The sequence below is a fragment of the Streptomyces sp. NPDC031049 genome (assembly GCF_055571015.1).
The window spans coordinates 351,047-366,028 of the sequence record NZ_JBVIGC010000002.1 but is presented as its reverse complement, the minus strand read 5'-3'; the positions used below and the strand labels follow the sequence as shown (position 1 = coordinate 366,028).

At 73.6% G+C, this 14,982-nt stretch carries 15 protein-coding genes and 1 tRNA gene; 6 read left to right on the top strand and 10 right to left on the bottom strand.

Annotated elements, in window-relative coordinates; genetic code table 11:
• Positions 1–156: 156 nt before the first annotated feature.
• Positions 157–1,764 (bottom strand): dynamin family protein, encoded by a 1,608-nt coding sequence (locus ACZ45Q_RS05110; RefSeq protein ID WP_468255055.1) that lies wholly within the window; start codon positions 1,762–1,764, stop codon positions 157–159.
• 322 nt (positions 1,765–2,086) lie between these two features.
• Between ACZ45Q_RS05110 and ACZ45Q_RS05105 the strand changes: the two genes are divergently transcribed.
• Positions 2,087–2,159: transfer RNA gene (locus tag ACZ45Q_RS05105), tRNA-Arg, on the top strand.
• Positions 2,160–2,377: 218 nt separating this feature from the next.
• On the opposite strand, the gene ACZ45Q_RS05100 is transcribed toward ACZ45Q_RS05105, so the two are convergent.
• The 3 genes from ACZ45Q_RS05100 to ACZ45Q_RS05090 all read right to left on the bottom strand — a co-directional run bounded on the left by ACZ45Q_RS05100 (position 2,378) and on the right by ACZ45Q_RS05090 (position 4,678).
• Positions 2,378–3,106 (bottom strand): methyltransferase domain-containing protein, encoded by a 729-nt coding sequence (locus ACZ45Q_RS05100; protein WP_468255052.1) that lies wholly within the window; start codon positions 3,104–3,106, stop codon positions 2,378–2,380.
• Positions 3,107–3,207: 101 nt separating this feature from the next.
• Entirely contained in the window at positions 3,208–3,837 is a 630-nt protein-coding gene (locus tag ACZ45Q_RS05095; RefSeq protein WP_468255049.1) for a nuclear transport factor 2 family protein, read from the bottom strand.
• 64 nt (positions 3,838–3,901) lie between these two features.
• Positions 3,902–4,678: an arylamine N-acetyltransferase family protein gene (locus ACZ45Q_RS05090; RefSeq protein WP_468255046.1), complete on the bottom strand. Its 777-nt coding sequence runs from the start codon at positions 4,676–4,678 to the stop codon at positions 3,902–3,904.
• 405 nt (positions 4,679–5,083) lie between these two features.
• Here ACZ45Q_RS05090 and ACZ45Q_RS05085 point away from each other — a divergent pair, with 405 nt between their 5' ends.
• From ACZ45Q_RS05085 to ACZ45Q_RS05075, 3 genes are all read left to right on the top strand, one after another.
• The gene (locus ACZ45Q_RS05085) at positions 5,084–5,722 is read left to right on the top strand and encodes an NAD(P)H-dependent oxidoreductase (protein WP_468255043.1); all 639 of its coding nucleotides are present in this window, start codon (positions 5,084–5,086) and stop codon (positions 5,720–5,722) included.
• A 52-nt stretch (positions 5,723–5,774) separates the two neighbouring features.
• Positions 5,775–7,016, top strand: coding sequence for an MFS transporter (locus ACZ45Q_RS05080; protein WP_468255040.1), 1,242 nt, complete (start codon positions 5,775–5,777; stop codon positions 7,014–7,016).
• 139 nt (positions 7,017–7,155) lie between these two features.
• Positions 7,156–7,431: a chaplin gene (locus tag ACZ45Q_RS05075; protein WP_468255037.1), complete on the top strand. Its 276-nt coding sequence runs from the start codon at positions 7,156–7,158 to the stop codon at positions 7,429–7,431.
• Positions 7,432–7,539: 108 nt separating this feature from the next.
• Here the strand turns inward: ACZ45Q_RS05075 and ACZ45Q_RS05070 are convergent, their stop codons facing one another.
• From ACZ45Q_RS05070 to chpG, 6 genes are all read right to left on the bottom strand, one after another.
• Entirely contained in the window at positions 7,540–8,406 is an 867-nt protein-coding gene (locus ACZ45Q_RS05070) for a tyrosinase family protein (protein WP_468255034.1), read from the bottom strand.
• The gene (locus tag ACZ45Q_RS05065; RefSeq protein WP_468255032.1) at positions 8,390–8,896 is read right to left on the bottom strand and encodes a tyrosinase family oxidase copper chaperone; all 507 of its coding nucleotides are present in this window, start codon (positions 8,894–8,896) and stop codon (positions 8,390–8,392) included. The genes ACZ45Q_RS05070 and ACZ45Q_RS05065 overlap by 17 nt, the downstream gene beginning before the upstream one ends.
• Positions 8,897–9,005: 109 nt before the next feature.
• On the bottom strand, positions 9,006–9,518 hold the full coding sequence (locus tag ACZ45Q_RS05060; protein ID WP_468255029.1) for a hypothetical protein: 513 nt from the start codon (positions 9,516–9,518) through the stop codon (positions 9,006–9,008).
• A 223-nt stretch (positions 9,519–9,741) separates the two neighbouring features.
• The gene (locus ACZ45Q_RS05055) at positions 9,742–10,023 is read right to left on the bottom strand and encodes a hypothetical protein (RefSeq protein WP_468255026.1); all 282 of its coding nucleotides are present in this window, start codon (positions 10,021–10,023) and stop codon (positions 9,742–9,744) included.
• Between the two features lie 251 nt (positions 10,024–10,274).
• The gene (locus ACZ45Q_RS05050; protein ID WP_468255024.1) at positions 10,275–11,078 is read right to left on the bottom strand and encodes a hypothetical protein; all 804 of its coding nucleotides are present in this window, start codon (positions 11,076–11,078) and stop codon (positions 10,275–10,277) included.
• A gap of 285 nt (positions 11,079–11,363) precedes the next feature.
• A complete protein-coding gene (gene chpG, locus ACZ45Q_RS05045) occupies positions 11,364–11,603 on the bottom strand; it encodes a chaplin ChpG (RefSeq protein ID WP_468255021.1) in 240 nt (79 codons plus the stop codon).
• 395 nt (positions 11,604–11,998) lie between these two features.
• On the opposite strand from chpG, the gene ACZ45Q_RS05040 reads away from it, so the two are divergent.
• Positions 11,999–13,327, top strand: coding sequence for a glycosyltransferase (locus ACZ45Q_RS05040; RefSeq protein ID WP_468255019.1), 1,329 nt, complete (start codon positions 11,999–12,001; stop codon positions 13,325–13,327).
• A gap of 269 nt (positions 13,328–13,596) precedes the next feature.
• Positions 13,597–14,979: an exopolysaccharide biosynthesis polyprenyl glycosylphosphotransferase gene (locus ACZ45Q_RS05035; protein ID WP_468255337.1), complete on the top strand. Its 1,383-nt coding sequence runs from the start codon at positions 13,597–13,599 to the stop codon at positions 14,977–14,979.
• The last annotated feature ends 3 nt before the right edge of the window (positions 14,980–14,982 follow it).

The window sequence follows — 14,982 nt, the reverse complement described above, 5'->3', positions numbered from 1 at the left end:
GCTCCGGTCCCGCTCCGGCCGCTCGACGGCGGGGGAGGCCCGCCGGGCCCGGTCCTCGTCGGGGCGCCCGTCCCCGGAGTCCTGGCCCCGGGCGTCCGCCTCTCCCGTGTGGTCGGTGTGCTCGGTGGGGTCCTGGTCAGTGACGGCGGTCACCGGTCACCTCTCCTTCTGCAGTACGGACAGGGCGGCGATGAGTTCGGCCTGTGGCTCGGGATGGACGTCCAGGGCGTCGAGCGGGGCGAGCCGGCGCTCGCGTTCGATGTGCAGGATCCGGTCCACGTGCTCGGTGAGCAGCCGCCCGCCCCGGTCCCGCAGCCGCAGCGCGCCGTGGGCGCCGAGCCGCTCGGCGAGCCGCTCCCCGGCGGCCCGGCCCCGGCGCCCGCCCAGCAGCGCGGTGGCGACCAGCGCGGCGACCACCTCCGGGTCCGGCGCGAGGTTCCTCTCCAGCTCGCGCACCTCGTCCTCGGCGTACTCCTCCAGCTCCCGCCGCCACCGCCGTACGGCCATCCCGATGCGGTGCTCGGCGTTCTCCGGCAGCCCGTCGCGGTCCGTCAGCCCCGGGGCGCCCGCGGCCGGCTCGCGGCGCCAGGCGTCGTGGACGCGTTCGTCGGCGGCGGTGACGGCGCACAACAGCAGCGCGCTGAGGCTCTCCACCAGCGAGTCGAGGAGTTCCCCGGCGGTGCAGTCCAGCGGGAACGCCCGCCACCGCTTCAGGGCGTCCCCGGCCAGCACCGCCCCCGCCTGAAGCCTCCCGCGCACGCGCGCGTACTCGCTGTCGTACGCGCCGTCCACGGCGGCGGTGAGCCGCAGCGCGGCGGCGTACTGCGCGGCGGTGGCGCTGGCCAGTTCGGGCAGCCGGGCCTTGAGGGAGTTCAGGACGCCGTGGGCCGTGCGGGCCATGGCGTGTTCGCGGGCGGCGGGGTCCTGCGCCCGGTGCACGAGCCAGGTGCGCAGCGGGGCCACGGCGGTGGCCGGCAGCAGTCCGCCGCCCCAGGCCGACTCGGGCAGCTCCGGCACCGTGAACCGGGGTACGTCGCCCAGTCCCGCCTTGGTGAGCAGGGCGCCGTACTGCCGGGAGACCTCGGAGACGACCTGGTGGGGTACCCGGTCGAGGACGGTGATGAGGGTGGCGTCGTACTCCTTGGCGGTGCGCAGCAGATGCCAGGGCACGGCGTCGGCGTACCGGGCGGCCGTGGTGACCATCACCCAGATGTCGGCGGCGCAGATCAGCTCGGCGGCCAGGACCCGGTTCTCGGCGACCAGGGAGTCGATGTCGGGCGCGTCGAGCAGGGCCAGGCCGGGCGGCAGGGTGTCGGCGGTCTCGATGCGCAGCACGCGCGTGGGGTTCTGGCCGGGGAGCAGCAGGTCGTCCGCGGGGTCCTGGTGCGGCACCCACACGCGCGTGAGATCGGGCAGCACGCGCATGCCGCTGAACCAGTGATGATCCTCCGGATGGCAGACCAGGACCGGTGTGCGTGTGGTCGGCCTGAGCACGCCCGCCTCGCTGACCCGGCGCCCGACGAGCGAGTTCACCAGGGTGGACTTGCCGGCGCCGGTGGAGCCGCCGATGACGGCCAGAAGCGGCGCTTCGGGTTCTCTCAGCCGGGGCACCAAGTAGTCGTCGAGCTGCGCGAGCAGTTCGTCGCGGTTGGCACGCGCGCGTGGGGCCCCCGCCAGGGGCAGCGGGAAGCGTGCGGCCGCGACACGGTCGCGCAGCGCGGAGAGTGCGTCGAGCAGCTGAGGCCGTACGTCCAAGGTCACCACATGCGAAGAATGCCCAATTTCAGGGGAATTCTGAAGCATATGTGCATGTCTGCGCGCCGATCGGACACAAGGGGCACAAGGGATGAGTGGGGTGGGATCACAGCCCAGGCATAACGAGTGCACAACACCCGATGCGCCAGGCGCCAAAAGCGATGCACGATTCGTACCTGCCTGCGATTATCAGTACCGCTTCACCGAACCTCCACATCGAGCCACGGAGGCGAGGCAACTGGGACAAGGAGCCGGGAGCCCTATCCTTGTCCCCGGCAAACGTCAGGGAACGGCCCACACCCGGGCACCACGACAGAGGCCACCACACCAGGCCCCCGTAGCTCAGTGGATAGAGCAGGCGCCTTCTAAGCGCTTGGCCGCAGGTTCGAGTCCTGCCGGGGGCGCAAGTCTCCGCCCTCCCCCTTGGGAGGGCTGTCGGCTGGTCAGAGCCGGCGCCGGCCGACACGGCGAAGCTCCCGCCGCCCTCGTGGCGATCAAGAGTGAATGGCGGAATGCCGCCCCCGCGGGCCTGTGCTCCACCGGAGCCCCCGCGGCCCGGCTGCCCGGCCAGACCGCCCGGCCGGGATGCCGGGGTGCACGGCCGGGCAGCCGGCCCGTCCGGTCACGCCGTCCTGATGTACTCCAGGAGGCGGAACTTCGGCGCACTGCTGTTGCCGGCGAACTCCACGACGCCGACCTCGGTGCGCGTCAGCCCGGCCTCCTGCTCGAGTTCGGCCAGCCCGTCCCAGTCGCCGTGGTCGTTGAAGCCGAGGAAGAGGCGCCCGCCGTCGGCCAGGTACCGGGGGCCGTCCAGGAGGAAGGAGCGGTGCGAGACGTACCCGGGGTCCAGGATGGCTCGCGCCATGTAGTGGGTGTTGGCGAAGTCGTCCGGCGCCCGCAGCGCGTTGGAGTTCCAGTAGATGACGTCGAAGCGGTCCTCGGGGTCGAGCGCGGCGAACATGTCGCTGCGCAGGGCGCGGACACGGTCGGCCACCCCGTGCCGGGCGGCGTTCAGCAGGGTGTTGTCCACCGCTTCCTGAGTGATGTCCAGGGCGGTGACCCGCGCCACCCCCTTGAGGGCCGCGATCACGGAGGTGATGCCGCTGCCGCTGCCGACCTCCAGGAGCGAACCGCCCTGCGGGTAGGGCAGCAGCTCGGTGAAGCCGGCGGTGTCGGGTGAGATGTAGGGCGGCCACACGCCCGGCAGCAGGGTCCAGGCGCGGTCCAGGAGGTCGAAGTCGAGGGGTTCGGTCTGCCGGGCGTTGGCGTGGAACTCCGGTGGGAGTTCGGCGGGCAGCTCCGACACCGGAGTCCTGCCCGTGTCCGTGCCCGCAGCGTCGGCGGTGGTCATGCTGGTCGGCTCCTTGCCGTTCGGGGGTCGAATGGGCGGGCGCACCGAAGGCCGGGAGGCCCGGTGGTCGGGAGGGCCGATGGCCGGGAGGCCCGGAAGGGTCACTTCTCCAGCTGGGCGGCGAGCCACTGGGTGTTGCTCTCGTACACCTCGCGCACCGACTCCGGGCGGTCGATGCCCGGCCGGTCGGGGTGGTTTCCCCAGCCGGCCCGGTTCGACCAGTACTGGGTATAGCGGTAGGACCGCCGGCAGGAGTTGAGCAGTTCGGTGTCCAGGGACATGCGGTCTCCCACGTGCTCGGGGGCCAGGAGGTCCTTGAGGTACACCGCCCGGAACTCCGCGATGCGCCAGTCGTCCTGCCGCTTCTCGACCCGGAAACACATCCGTTCCCAGACGAAGATGGTCCCTTCCTGGTTGTCGATCTCGACCGGCATGACGATCTGCGCCGGCAATTCGGCGAACGCGCGGCGGCCGTTCAGCTGGACCTGAATGGGCCCCAGCTGGTGCAACCCCTGACCGCGGGAGGTCGCTGCCAGTTTCTGCGTGTTGGCGATGAAAGTGTCGCCGCTGCACGAGGCCCATCCGACAGCGATGCGGGTGTCCGGGTAATAGCTCGCCGCCATTTCGTCCCACTGCCCGGTGTCACGCGCCCAGCGTTCGCGAATCACGCACTCGCGGACGGCCTCGGCGGCAAGCAGCTCTGCCGTGTCGTTCCGCTCTTTAGCGCCCACTGTTCCGCTCCTTGCGATTCATTTGAGGGATGCCCTGCCGATCCTCGCCAGGCGTACGACGGCGTCAGTTGAGGTACATGTCCACTTCCTCGCCCTGGAAGGTCTCGACGGCCTTCGGTGCGCGCTCGACCTCGATTCCCAGATGCGTCCGGTAGGCGGCCACCAGCGCCTCGTCGGTGGTCAGTTCCTCGGTGTGGCGCCGGCCGTTCTCCGTCACCGTGAGAGTGGATTCCTTGATGCTCACGCGTCCCTGGGGGGTCACCCGGGCGGCGAACACGTACTGGAGGAAGGGCGAGTCGGGAGCCGTGCGGTACCACCACAGGGTGGGCAGGAAGGCGTCCAGTCCGGTCGCGCGGTCGTCGATCCGGTACTGCGGCTTCCCCTTGAGGAAGACGTCCGTCTCGCCGTTTCCGACGGGCTTCAGTTCGTACGTGCCGTGCGCGTCGGGCTGTTCGCCGCGGGTGCGGAAGCGCAGGGGCCCACGGGGGCATTTTCCGAACCCGACGTCGACCAGCAGGGGTTCGCCGTCCAGCGTCACCCGCAGCGCCAGGTGGCACATGGGCGGGCCGAGCTTTTCCCCGCTGTAGGTCCGGGCCGGCAGGATCTCCACCTGGTAGCCGAGCGCCTGGAGCAGAAACCCGAATGCCGGGTTGAGCTCGTAGCAACCGCCACCGCGCCCCCGGTGCACGATCTTGTCCACGACGCTCTCGTCCAGCTTGATCGGCGTCCCGTCGTGGTAGTCCAGATTCTCGAACGGGACCGAGAGGACATGGCGTTCGTGCAAATGCCGCAGCGCGTCGAGATCGGCGGTCTTCGGCCGCTCCGCACCGATGCGCTTCAAGTACAGATCGACAGTGGCGTCGCTTAACACTGTGGCCCCCTGTGGGATGGAGAATGGGCAGGCCCGTCCTGCTGCCATCTCTGCGTCGGTGGCCGAAACTCAAGCGCGCAACCGAGTCGAGGGACAAGAACCGGTCCCGAGATGTGTCAGGTCACGGACCGGCCGAAGGGACGGGCAACAGCGCGCGAGGGCCGGGGCCGGCTGCCGAAGTTGACATATTGCCCCGCACGACGTTGCCGCCGGCGCCGCCTCCCCCCACTCTGGCCAGGCACGTTGCCGGTGGCCCGCCGCCGGCTCGCCCGGCCTCCCGCCGCAGAGCCGCAGCACCCCGCGCCGCAGCACCCCAGCGCCGCAGAGCCACACGGCACCGCCTGTCCGAACCGCACGCACAGGGAGCATCCAGGCATGACGAATCTCGCGATCGTGTACTACTCCGCCACCGGACACGTCCATCAGATGGCCCACGCCGCGGCGCAGGCCGCCGAGAAGGCCGGTGCCCAGGTGCGGCTGCGCAAGATCGGCGAAGTGGTGCCCGGGCAGGATGTCGCCGACCGGCTCTGGATCAACCGTGCCGCGTGGACCGAGCACGTCGACGCCACCGCGGAGATCCCCCAGGCCGAGCTCGCCGACCTGGAGTGGGCCGACGCCATCATGATCGGGACCCCGGTCCGCTACGGCCTGCCGGCCCCCAAGCTCATGGAGTGGATCGACACCACCACCGACATCGCCCTCGCCGGCAAGCTCCACAACAAGCCGGTGACCGCGTTCACGTCGGGCGACGGGGCCCACGCGGGCCAGGAGACGACGCTGCTCGGCCTCTACAACACCTTCTGCCACTGGGGCGGGCTCATCGTGCCCCACGGCATCTCCAACGAGCTGATCAGCAAGCGCCGCGCCAACGGCTGTCCGTACGGGACCGCCAACCACTCGCACTTCAACGAGCAGCGCGACGTCCCGGCCGACAACATCGCCGCCGTCGAGTACCAGGCCCGCCACGTCATCGAGATCGCCGAAACCCTGAGCCGGGGTTCCGCCGCGGCCTGAGCGCCGCCCGGTCCGCCCTCTCAGCTCAGCCGTTCGCCCACAGGGAGACACCATGTCCATCCGGTCCGAGCGACCGAACCCGCCCCGCGCTGCGACGACGCCGGGTATGGACCGGAGCGACTCCGGAACTCCACGGGTCGCGGGGGTCTGGCTGGCCCTGATCGCGGCGCCGGCGACCTTCGGCGTCGCCGCGCCGGTCATCGTGATGCCCAAGATCGCCGACGGCTACGGCCTCACCGAGGACGTCGCCAGCTGGCTGGTGACCATCGCGGCCCTGGCGATTGCCGTCGGCACTCCGCTCGCCGGCGGACTGATCAGCCGACGCGGATTACGCACCGCACTGGTCACCAGCACTCTCCTGCTGGTCCTGGGCACCGTCGTGGTGGCCGCGACGCCCTGGCTGCCGGTGATCCTGGCGGGCCGGGCCGCACAAGCCCTGGGCAGCACCGGCCTGATCGCCGTCGCCATGAACCTGGCGGGAACCGCGGGCCGCATGGGCCTGATCACCTCCACCATCGCCGCGTGCGCGAGCGTCGGCCCCTGGGTCGGCTCACTGGTCACCGACTGGACCTCCTGGCGGGTCGTGCTGCTCCTGCCGGTGGTGGCCGCGCTGTTCGTGCCCCCCGTCCTGCGGCACGCGCCCACCGCCCCGGCCGACGACAGCCGCTTCGACGGACGAGGGGCCGTCCTGCTCACCGCGCTGGCCACCGCCCTGGTCGTGATCCCCTACTTCCCGCTGCCCGCGGCGATCTGCTCGGCGGTGGCCGCACTGCTGCTCGCCTGGCACATCAAGACACGCCCCGACGGGTTCGTCCCCGTCGCCCTCCTGCGCTCCCCCCTCTTCATGGGCGTCAGCGTGCTCGCCCTGCTCCTGGCCACCTCCTTCTTCCGGCTGCTGTTCGCCATCCCCGGACAGCTCTCCGACGAGGCCGGATGGAGCGAGGACGCGATCGGCATGGGGACGCTCATCGCCCAGGTGGCCGGCTCCGTCCCGGCCTTCGTCATCGCGGCCGTCGCCGTCCGCATGGGCCGCACGTCCGTCGCGGCGGTCCTGACCGCCTCGGGCGTCCTGGCCGTCGTCCTGCCGGCCGTCTCCTCCTCGGCCGTCCTCGTCCTGACGGCCCTGACCATCGCCCTCTTCGCCGCGGCAGGCGGCCAGGGCGCCCTCATGGCCTACGCCACCCAGGCGGTCGACAGCAGCAAGCAACCGGTGGCCATCGGTCTGTTCAACCTCTGCTACCAACTGGGCGGAGCGTTCGGTCCCGCCATCGCCGCCATGTCCATGACCACCTAGCCTCCCGCCCGCCCCTGCGCAGTTCGAAAAGGGTGATCCTCACATTCCCGCCGTGACCGCCTCTGACCGGCCGCGTTGAACGAACAGTGCGGCGGCGTCCCGTGCTGCCGCGGTTCCCCCGAGTCAGAAGGAGAACGTGATGTCTCGCATCGCGAAGGCAGCAGGTGTCGCCCTCGGCACCGGCGCCGTCATGATCAGCGGCGCCGGTCTGGCCGTGGCCGACGCGGGCGCGCAGGGCGCGGCCGTCCACTCGCCCGGTGTCCTGTCCGGCAATGTCCTCCAGGTCCCGGTCCACGTGCCGGTCAACGTCTGCGGCAACACCGTCAACGTGATCGCCCTGCTGAACCCGGCGTTCGGCAACGCCTGCGAGAACGGCGACGACGAGCACAAGGGCGGCAACGGCTACGGCAGCTGACGCCCGTCATCCCCCCGGCAGAGCCCCGGCGCCCCCGGCCCGGGGCTCTGCCCATGCGCCCGTACGCGGCACCGCCCCGGACGCCCGCACCCAGCACCGCCGGCCGCGTCACGCGTACCGGTAGATGCCGCTGACGTCCTCCAGGTCGTCCGGTGTCACGTCCCACGGCGGCATCCGCTGGTGCCGGGCGACGACCCGCCGGTACTGCTCGCTGCCCCGCCCCGGCGGCTCGGCGGGCAGATAGCGGGCGCCGCCGTGCCGGCGCTGCCAGCGGGTCCACTGGAGGTCGATGAAGGCGTGGACCAGCCAGAACACCGGGTCGTTGACGGACGCGCCACCGACCATGGCGCCGCCGACCCAGCGGTGCACCCGGTTGTGGTTCCGCCAGGAGGTGCTGCCGCGCCCGCTGCCCCACCCCTCCAGCTTGTTGCGGAACCCCTTGCCGACGGTGGAGTCCCAGGGCGCGGTGTCGTACACGGGGTCCTTCAGGGCCCACTCCAGGTCGCCGCGGGTCGGCAGCTGGATCGGGGCGCGGGAGCGGCCGAGGTCCCGGGTGAGGAACTCGGTGTCGGTGACGTTCTCCCGGAGCGTCCAGTTGCCCTCGGCGTGGGCGAAGGGGCCGGTCGTCACGCGCTGGTCGGAGGCCCGTCCGGTGCCGCCGAGCAGGTCATCGGTCCAGGGCACGGACGTGGTGGTGCGGTCCTTGGTCCAGTCCCAGTACGGCACCGTGACCGAGTCGTCGACCCGTTGCAGCGCCCGCTCCAGGTCCAGCAGGAACTGCCGGTGCCAGGGCAGGAAGGACGGCGCCATGTGGGCGACGCGCAGCTCGTCCTCGCCGTCGGAGACGTAGTACTCGATGTGGGTGCGGACGAACTCGTCGTACTCGCCGCGGCGTTTGACCTCCAGCAGCGCCCGGACGAAGCGGCGCCGCTCGGTGCGGGTCAGGGCGCCGACGTCCTTACGCGTGTACGCCATGTGCCCCTCCCGCCTCCCGCAGATGCCGCCCGGGGCCCAGCTCGTCGACGGCCGCGCGGGCCGCGTCCAGCGGGGTGGGGTACGAGCGGTAGTGGTCGACCATGGTCAGCCACGTGCCGTCGGCCCGGCGCATCAGGTGCAGGGGCCGGCCGTCCACGGTCACCCGCCAGGTCCCGGCGCCCACGGCCCGGCCGGCCGCGGTGCGGATGCCGCGGATGCGGCGGCCCCGGTAGACCTCCTCGAAGACGACGCCCTCGAGGTCGTCGTGGGCGCCCGCGGCGTGGTCGTCGGGGTGCGGGGCGGCCCGGAAGGGCCGGCAGGCGGCGACCGCGGGCGCGAGCGCCGCGGCGAGGGCCGGGACGAACAGCCCCCGCACCATCTCCCGCCGGGTGCGGGCCGCGGCGCCGTCTCTCGCCGGTCCCGCGGGGTCCGCCGGCCTGTGCTCGCCCTGCTCGCGGGTCCTCGTCGCTCCGTCCACGGTGACGGCCATGGCTCACTCCTCGTCCGGTCCGGTGATCCGTACCGGGCTAACCGGCCGACGGGCCCGGCGGTCACCTTCGCAGGGCCGGACGGGGGCGGCGCGTCCGGCCCCGTCCGGTCTACAGGCCCGGGCCGACGCCCAGGTCCGCGGTGGGCACCGTCTGCACCGCGGGGGCCAGCACGCCGGCCTGCGGCAGCTTGGTCGCGGGCAGCCCGAAGCTCTCGGCGCGGGGCGCGGTGAGCGGGGCGTCCACGGCCAGGCCGGGGGCGAGGGTGCGCAGGCCGGAGGAGGGGGCGTCGACGGCGAGGTGGTCGAAGTCGTCGCCGAGGACGTGCGGCAGCGGCTGGCGCACGTCGGCGCCGGGGAGCCCGGTGTGCAGCGGAAGCTGCGGAAGCGCCCGCTCCGGCAGCAGGCGGCCCTCGGCGTACCGGGGCCCTTCGGGCGCGCCCGGCTTCGGCAGGGGCAGCTCGCCGCCGACCTCGGGCAGCTCCATGCCGAGCGCCTTCTCGGCGCCGCCCAGCGGCACCGGCACGGGAATCGCGCCGGCCGCGGCGGCGGGGGTCGCGGTGACGCCGACGGCGGCTGCGACGCCCGTGACGACGGCGGCCAGGGTTCCTCGGGTCGACTTCATGTCAGGCACGGTCCCTTCGGGATTGCGGGAGGAATCGGTGGGGGTGTCCGGGCTCGGGGCCCCCACCGCGTAACGATCCTGAGAACGCGATCAGCGCGGGATTCCCCCGACTGCCGCAGTAGTACGACGGTCGGCCGGCCCGTTGATGCGGCCGGGCCGGGCGCCGCGAACGGAATCCCGGCGGCCCGGCCCGGTGTGTGCGCCCCGTGACGAAGAGAACGGGTCAGCCGCCCAGCGGCAGGCCGCCGAGCAGGCCGCGAGCGGAGTTCAGCTGCTCGGTCGCGCCCTTGACCGTGTGCAGCGCGGAGTCCTTGTTCTCGGTGTCGAGCGCGCGCGACTGCTGCTTGAGGGGCATGGGGTCGATGGGGCCCTTGGTGAGCGTGTTCACGGCGCCGTTGAGGCTGGTGGGCGTGAGGTCGGCGGTGTCGTGGGCGAACGCGGGCGCGGCGGCACCGGCGAGGGCCACGGAACCGGCAACGACAGCGGCAGCCTTCAGGGACTTCATCGTGTTCCTTTCTTCGGCAACTCATGTCGCCTGTCCGGCAACTGTGGTCACCGCGGGAAATGCTGACGCCGTGCCTAACGAACCGCTGTCGGTGCGGAAACCCCGACCGCGGAAGATTTCGCTCCTCATATGAGATCGCCGAGAATATGAGAGCGCCTGCATATGAAATGCCCGACGAGTCGGTGTCCTGGCATGGAAAAGACCGTCGTACGAGCCCGTGCGGGTCCGTACGACGGTCTTTCCGCCTGGCGTCAGGAGGCGGGGGCGAGGGCGTTCCCCGTCGACTGCGAGGCGGCGTCCGGAGCACTCGGCAGCGCCGGCAGGCCGGCCAGGTCCGGAGCGGGCAGACCGCTGCCGACGAGGGTGGCGGCGACGACGTTGACCACGCCGGTCACGACCTGCTCGGCGGCCGGGTTCACCTGCTCCGGGGTGCCGGTCGTGGAGGCCTTGACCAGCGCGTCGATCTGCTGGCGCAGTCCGGCGAGCGCCTTGGCGGTCAGGCCGGTGCCGGGCGCCGCGGCGGCCTGCTCGACCGGGGCCGGCAGGGTGACCGGGGCGGGCAGCGTGACGGGCGCGGCGTCGTTCGACGCGTTCCCGGCCGGGGGCTGGGCCGGGGTGTTCGCCGCCGGGGGCTGGGCCGGAGTGTCCGCGGCCGGCGGCTGCGCGGGAGCGTTCTCGGCCGGGGGCCGGGCCGGGCTGGTGTCCGGCTGGGCCGTGCCCGGAGCGGTGGCCGCGCCGGCCGCCTCCGCCTTGGCCAGGGCCTCCTTGGCGGCGGCGGCGAGCTTGTCCGCCTCGGCGGCGGAGAGCCGGCCGTCGTCGGCCTTCAGCACGGCGTCGAGCAGGTCGGTGACGGGGGTGAGGACGATGCCGAGCTGGGCCAGCACGGCGACCTGGGAGTTCAGTTCGTCCGTGTTGGGCAGCGGCGCCTGGGACGCCGCGTGGGTGCGCTCCCGGACCGATTCGCCGTCGGCCGCCAGTGCCGCCGGCCCGGAGATGCCGAGCAGGAGGCCGGCGCAGAGTACGGAGGTGGCGATTCGCCGTGCGGGCAGACGCATGGGGTGTCCTTTCGGTGGTGCGTCGGGTCTGTGCTGCCCACCGTGGAATCGCCCGTGGCGCTCTGCAACCGAGCCAGCACCCACCGCGTCCGACGCCTGTCGCCGACGCGGACGTCCTCGCTGGTGAGACGGCATGTCAAGGCCCGGGCTCCGTGTCGGGTCCCGCACCCCCCATTCGGGGCAGGGTGCCCCGGGTGCCCGAACGCGAACCGGCCGCCCGCTCGCGGAGGAACCGCGGTGCGGACGGCCGGCGCAGCTTTCGAGCCGACGTCGGTCGCGCAGACGTCAGTCGTTCTCGCACTCGTTGCCGAACGCCGGGTTCAGCAGGCCGATGATGTCGACGGTGTTGCCGCAGACGTTGACCGGAACGTGGACCGGGACCTGGAGAACGTTGCCGGACAGCACGCCCGGGGAGTGGGCGGCGGCCGCCTGCGCGCCGGCGTCGGCAGCGGCGACGCCGGCGGTGCCCGCCACCGTGGCGGCGGCGACGGAGGTCAGGACCAGGCCCTTCGCGATACGCGACATGGAGAGGTGCTCCTTGGGGTTGACACAAACATCCGGGCGGGTGCCCGGCGCAGTGTCAACGCGTGACGCCCGCGGGAGTTGTGCCGCCAATGGAGTGATCTCGGCTCCAGGAGCGCCCGGGAAGCTCCCGCGAAGTCACGTACACGGGGCCGCTCTTCACGAATCCGACACACTTACCCGCTTTCAACGGATTAGTACGGATAGCGGCTAGAGTCCATGCCATCCGACGCACGCCCGTGCACCCTCCTGGGACCTCGCCGGTGACCAGTCGGCCGCTCGGCTCGTTCCCCCCGTGGGAAGCGGTGTGCGCCGGCGTGCGCCTCGTCGCCGCCGAGCCCCGAAGTGAGGCGCGTTCCCGCCCGTCCGAGCGACACCCGTGAGCGAGGAAGCCGCGCATGCACCAGCCACCCACCGCCCCTCGTCCGCGGGTTCTGCACATCGCCCAACCGGTGGACGGCGGAGTCGCCCGCGTCGTCGCGGATCTGACGCGGGCCCAGCTCGCGGCGGGGCTGGCCGTCACGGTCGCGTGCCCGGACGGCGCTCTCGCGGACCTGCTGCGCTCGCTGGGCGCGGACGTTCGGCACTGGCGGGCGACGCGCGCCCCCGGTCCGTCGCTCGCCTCCGAGGTGCGGCGCCTCGCGCGCGTGGTCGCCGAGGTGCGGCCCGACCTGGTGCACGCGCACAGCGCGAAGGCCGGGCTCGCCGGCCGGCTGGCCGTACGGGGCCGGGTGCCGACCGTGTTCCAGCCCCACGCCTGGTCCTTCGAGGCGGTCGACGGGGCCGCGGCGGCCCTCGCTCTCGGCTGGGAGCGCCTGGGGGCCCGGTGGGCCGGGCGCGTGGTGTGCGTCAGCGAGGCGGAACGGCTCCGGGGGGTGCGGGCCGGCGTCCGGGCGCACTGGTCGGTGATCCCCAACGGCGTCGACACGACCCGGTTCCGCCCGGCCGACGGCACGGGCACCGACGAGAGCGCCGGCACGGAGGCGGACGTGGGCGCCGGCACGGACCCGGCCGCCGGCGCGGGCACAAGAACCGGCACCGGCGACTGTGCCGGCACCGGCGCCGACGCGCTCCCCGGCGACCCGGCGCACGGCGGCGTACGGTCACGGCTCCTGGCCGGCGTCGGTCTCGATCCGCGGGCGCCGCTGGTCGTGTGCGTGGGACGGCTGTGCCGGCAGAAGGGGCAGGACGTCCTGCTCACCGCCTGGGAGCGGGTCCTGGACCGGGTGCCCGCGGCCCGGCTCGTGCTGGTCGGCGACGGTCCGGACCTGGCGCGGCTGCGCGAACGGGCCCCGGCGTCCGTGCGGTTCGCGGGCGGTGTCGCGGACACCGCCCCCTGGTACCGGGCCGCCGACCTGGTCGTCCTGCCGTCCCGTTGGGAGGGCATGGCGCTGGCCCCGCTGGAAGCCATGGCGTGCGGGCGGCCGGTGGTGGTGACGGAGGTGGACGGCGCCCGGGAGTGTCTGCCGCCCGCGCTCGCGCCGGACTGCCTGGTGCCGCCGGAGGACCCGGCGGCGCTCGCCGAGCGCGTCGCCGCCCTGCTGCTCGACGCGCCGTCGCGCCGGGCGATGGGCCGCCGGGGCCGGGCGCACGTCCTGTCCGCGCACGACGTACGGCACACGGCCGCGGCCGTCGCGGCGGTGTACCGCGAGCTGCTCGACGGCAGCCCGGCCGTGGAACAGCTGTCCGACGTGCCCACCGAGTACAGGGAGTCCGTCCACTCGTGACCGCGGAAGGCACCGCCCCCAGCTCCACCGGACAGCACCGGAACCTCGGCCCCGCCCCGACGGACCGGCGCCGACACCGCGCGCCCTCCCCCACAGGCCAAGCCCAGAACCTCGCCGCCTCCCCCACAGGCCAAGCCCAGAACCTCACCGCCTCCCCCACAGCCCGGGCCCAGAGCCTCACCACGTCCCCGGCGGGCCAGGCCCGGGCGTCGGCGCACTCCCCCGCGGCGCCGGCCCCCAGGGCCCGCGGCTCCGCCACCGCGTCGGTGCTGACGCCGCGTACGGGCGGCACCCGGGTGCGGCTTCCGGCCGGGCGCCCGGCGGAGCGGCCCGGGCCGTCCCCGCTGCCGCTGCTCGTGGCGGACGGCACGGCCGCGCTGACGGGGGCGCTCGCGCTCACCGGCACCCCGCACCCGCCGCAGCTCGCGCTGCTCCTGGTGGGCGCCTCCCTGCTGCTGCGCCCTCCCGCGCGGACCGAGCGGCTGCCGGGCCTGCTCGACGAACTTCCCGCCGTGCTGGGCCGCATCGCGGTGGTCTGGCTGGCGCTGGCGGCGCTCGCGGCGGCGTACGACCCGCGGCACGCGCTGTCGGCCGGCACGTTGCTGCCGGGCCTCCTGCTGCACGCGGCGGCGAGCTGCGCGGCGCGCGGCGCCGTGCACGGGCAGCGGCGCGCCGCGGCGGTGCGCCGCCCGCGGGCCGCCCTCGTCGTCGGGCCCGCCGCGACCGCGCAGCGCGTGGCCGCCGCGGTGCTGCGCCACCCGCGGTGCGGGATGCGGCCGGTCGGTGTCGTGGCCGACGCCCCCGACGGCGCCGGCGGGCTGCCCGTGCTGACCACGGGCGAGGAGGTGCGGCGGGCCATCGTCCAGAACGGCGTACAGGACCTGCTGGTGCTGCGTACCGCCGCACGGCCCGGCCACGCGCCGTTGCCGCGGGTGGCGGCCGAGTCCGGCTGCGCCGTCTGGGAGATCACCGCGGACCGCACCCCGGCCCGCCCGGGATCCGCCGCGGTGCGCCCGGCGGGTGACCGGCTCGCCGGTTTCCCCTGCCGGCCGCTGGCGCCCGCGTCACGGGGCCGTGGGGGCGCCGGCAAGCGGGTGCTGGACGTGGTGGTGTCCGGGGTCCTGCTCGTGCTGGTCAGCCCGCTGCTGCTGGTGTGCGCGGTGGTGCTGCGGGTCAGCGGCGGTCCGGGCGTGGTGTTCCGGCAGGAGCGGATCGGTCTGGGCGGGCGCCCGTTCACGCTGCTGAAGTTCCGCACCCACCGACCGGCCGACGAGCACGAGTCGGCGACCCGGTGGAGCGTGGCGGACGAGCACCGGATGCCGTGGTTCTGCCGCTTCCTGCGCCGGACCTCGCTGGACGAGCTGCTTCAGCTGTGGAACGTCTTCCGGGGCGACATGAGCCTGGTCGGGCCGCGTCCGGAACGCCCGTACTTCGTGGGGCAGTTCAGCCGCGCCCACCCCGGTTACGCCGCCCGCCACCGGATGCCGGCCGGCATCACCGGTCTGGCGCAGATCCACGGGCTGCGCGGGGACACCTCGATCGAGGACCGGGCGCGCTTCGACAACGCCTACATCGACGACTGGTCGCTGTGGCAGGACGTCTGCATCCTGCTGCGCACGGCCGTGTCGCTGGTGCGTCCGACGGGGAGCTGAGCC

Excerpts from the sequence above, each read along its gene's own strand:
- ACZ45Q_RS05100 (WP_468255052.1), bottom strand. The coding sequence starts at position 3,106 with ATGACCACCGCCGACGCTGCGGGCACGGACACGGGCAGGACTCCGGTG.
- ACZ45Q_RS05085 (WP_468255043.1), top strand. The coding sequence starts at position 5,084 with ATGACGAATCTCGCGATCGTGTACTACTCCGCCACCGGACACGTCCAT.
- ACZ45Q_RS05080 (WP_468255040.1), top strand. The coding sequence starts at position 5,775 with ATGTCCATCCGGTCCGAGCGACCGAACCCGCCCCGCGCTGCGACGACG.
- ACZ45Q_RS05075 (WP_468255037.1), top strand. The coding sequence starts at position 7,156 with ATGTCTCGCATCGCGAAGGCAGCAGGTGTCGCCCTCGGCACCGGCGCC.
- ACZ45Q_RS05070 (WP_468255034.1), bottom strand. The coding sequence starts at position 8,406 with ATGGCGTACACGCGTAAGGACGTCGGCGCCCTGACCCGCACCGAGCGG.
- ACZ45Q_RS05065 (WP_468255032.1), bottom strand. The coding sequence starts at position 8,896 with ATGGCCGTCACCGTGGACGGAGCGACGAGGACCCGCGAGCAGGGCGAG.
- ACZ45Q_RS05060 (WP_468255029.1), bottom strand. The coding sequence starts at position 9,518 with ATGAAGTCGACCCGAGGAACCCTGGCCGCCGTCGTCACGGGCGTCGCA.
- ACZ45Q_RS05055 (WP_468255026.1), bottom strand. The coding sequence starts at position 10,023 with ATGAAGTCCCTGAAGGCTGCCGCTGTCGTTGCCGGTTCCGTGGCCCTC.
- ACZ45Q_RS05050 (WP_468255024.1), bottom strand. The coding sequence starts at position 11,078 with ATGCGTCTGCCCGCACGGCGAATCGCCACCTCCGTACTCTGCGCCGGC.
- chpG (WP_468255021.1), bottom strand. The coding sequence starts at position 11,603 with ATGTCGCGTATCGCGAAGGGCCTGGTCCTGACCTCCGTCGCCGCCGCC.
- ACZ45Q_RS05040 (WP_468255019.1), top strand. The coding sequence starts at position 11,999 with ATGCACCAGCCACCCACCGCCCCTCGTCCGCGGGTTCTGCACATCGCC.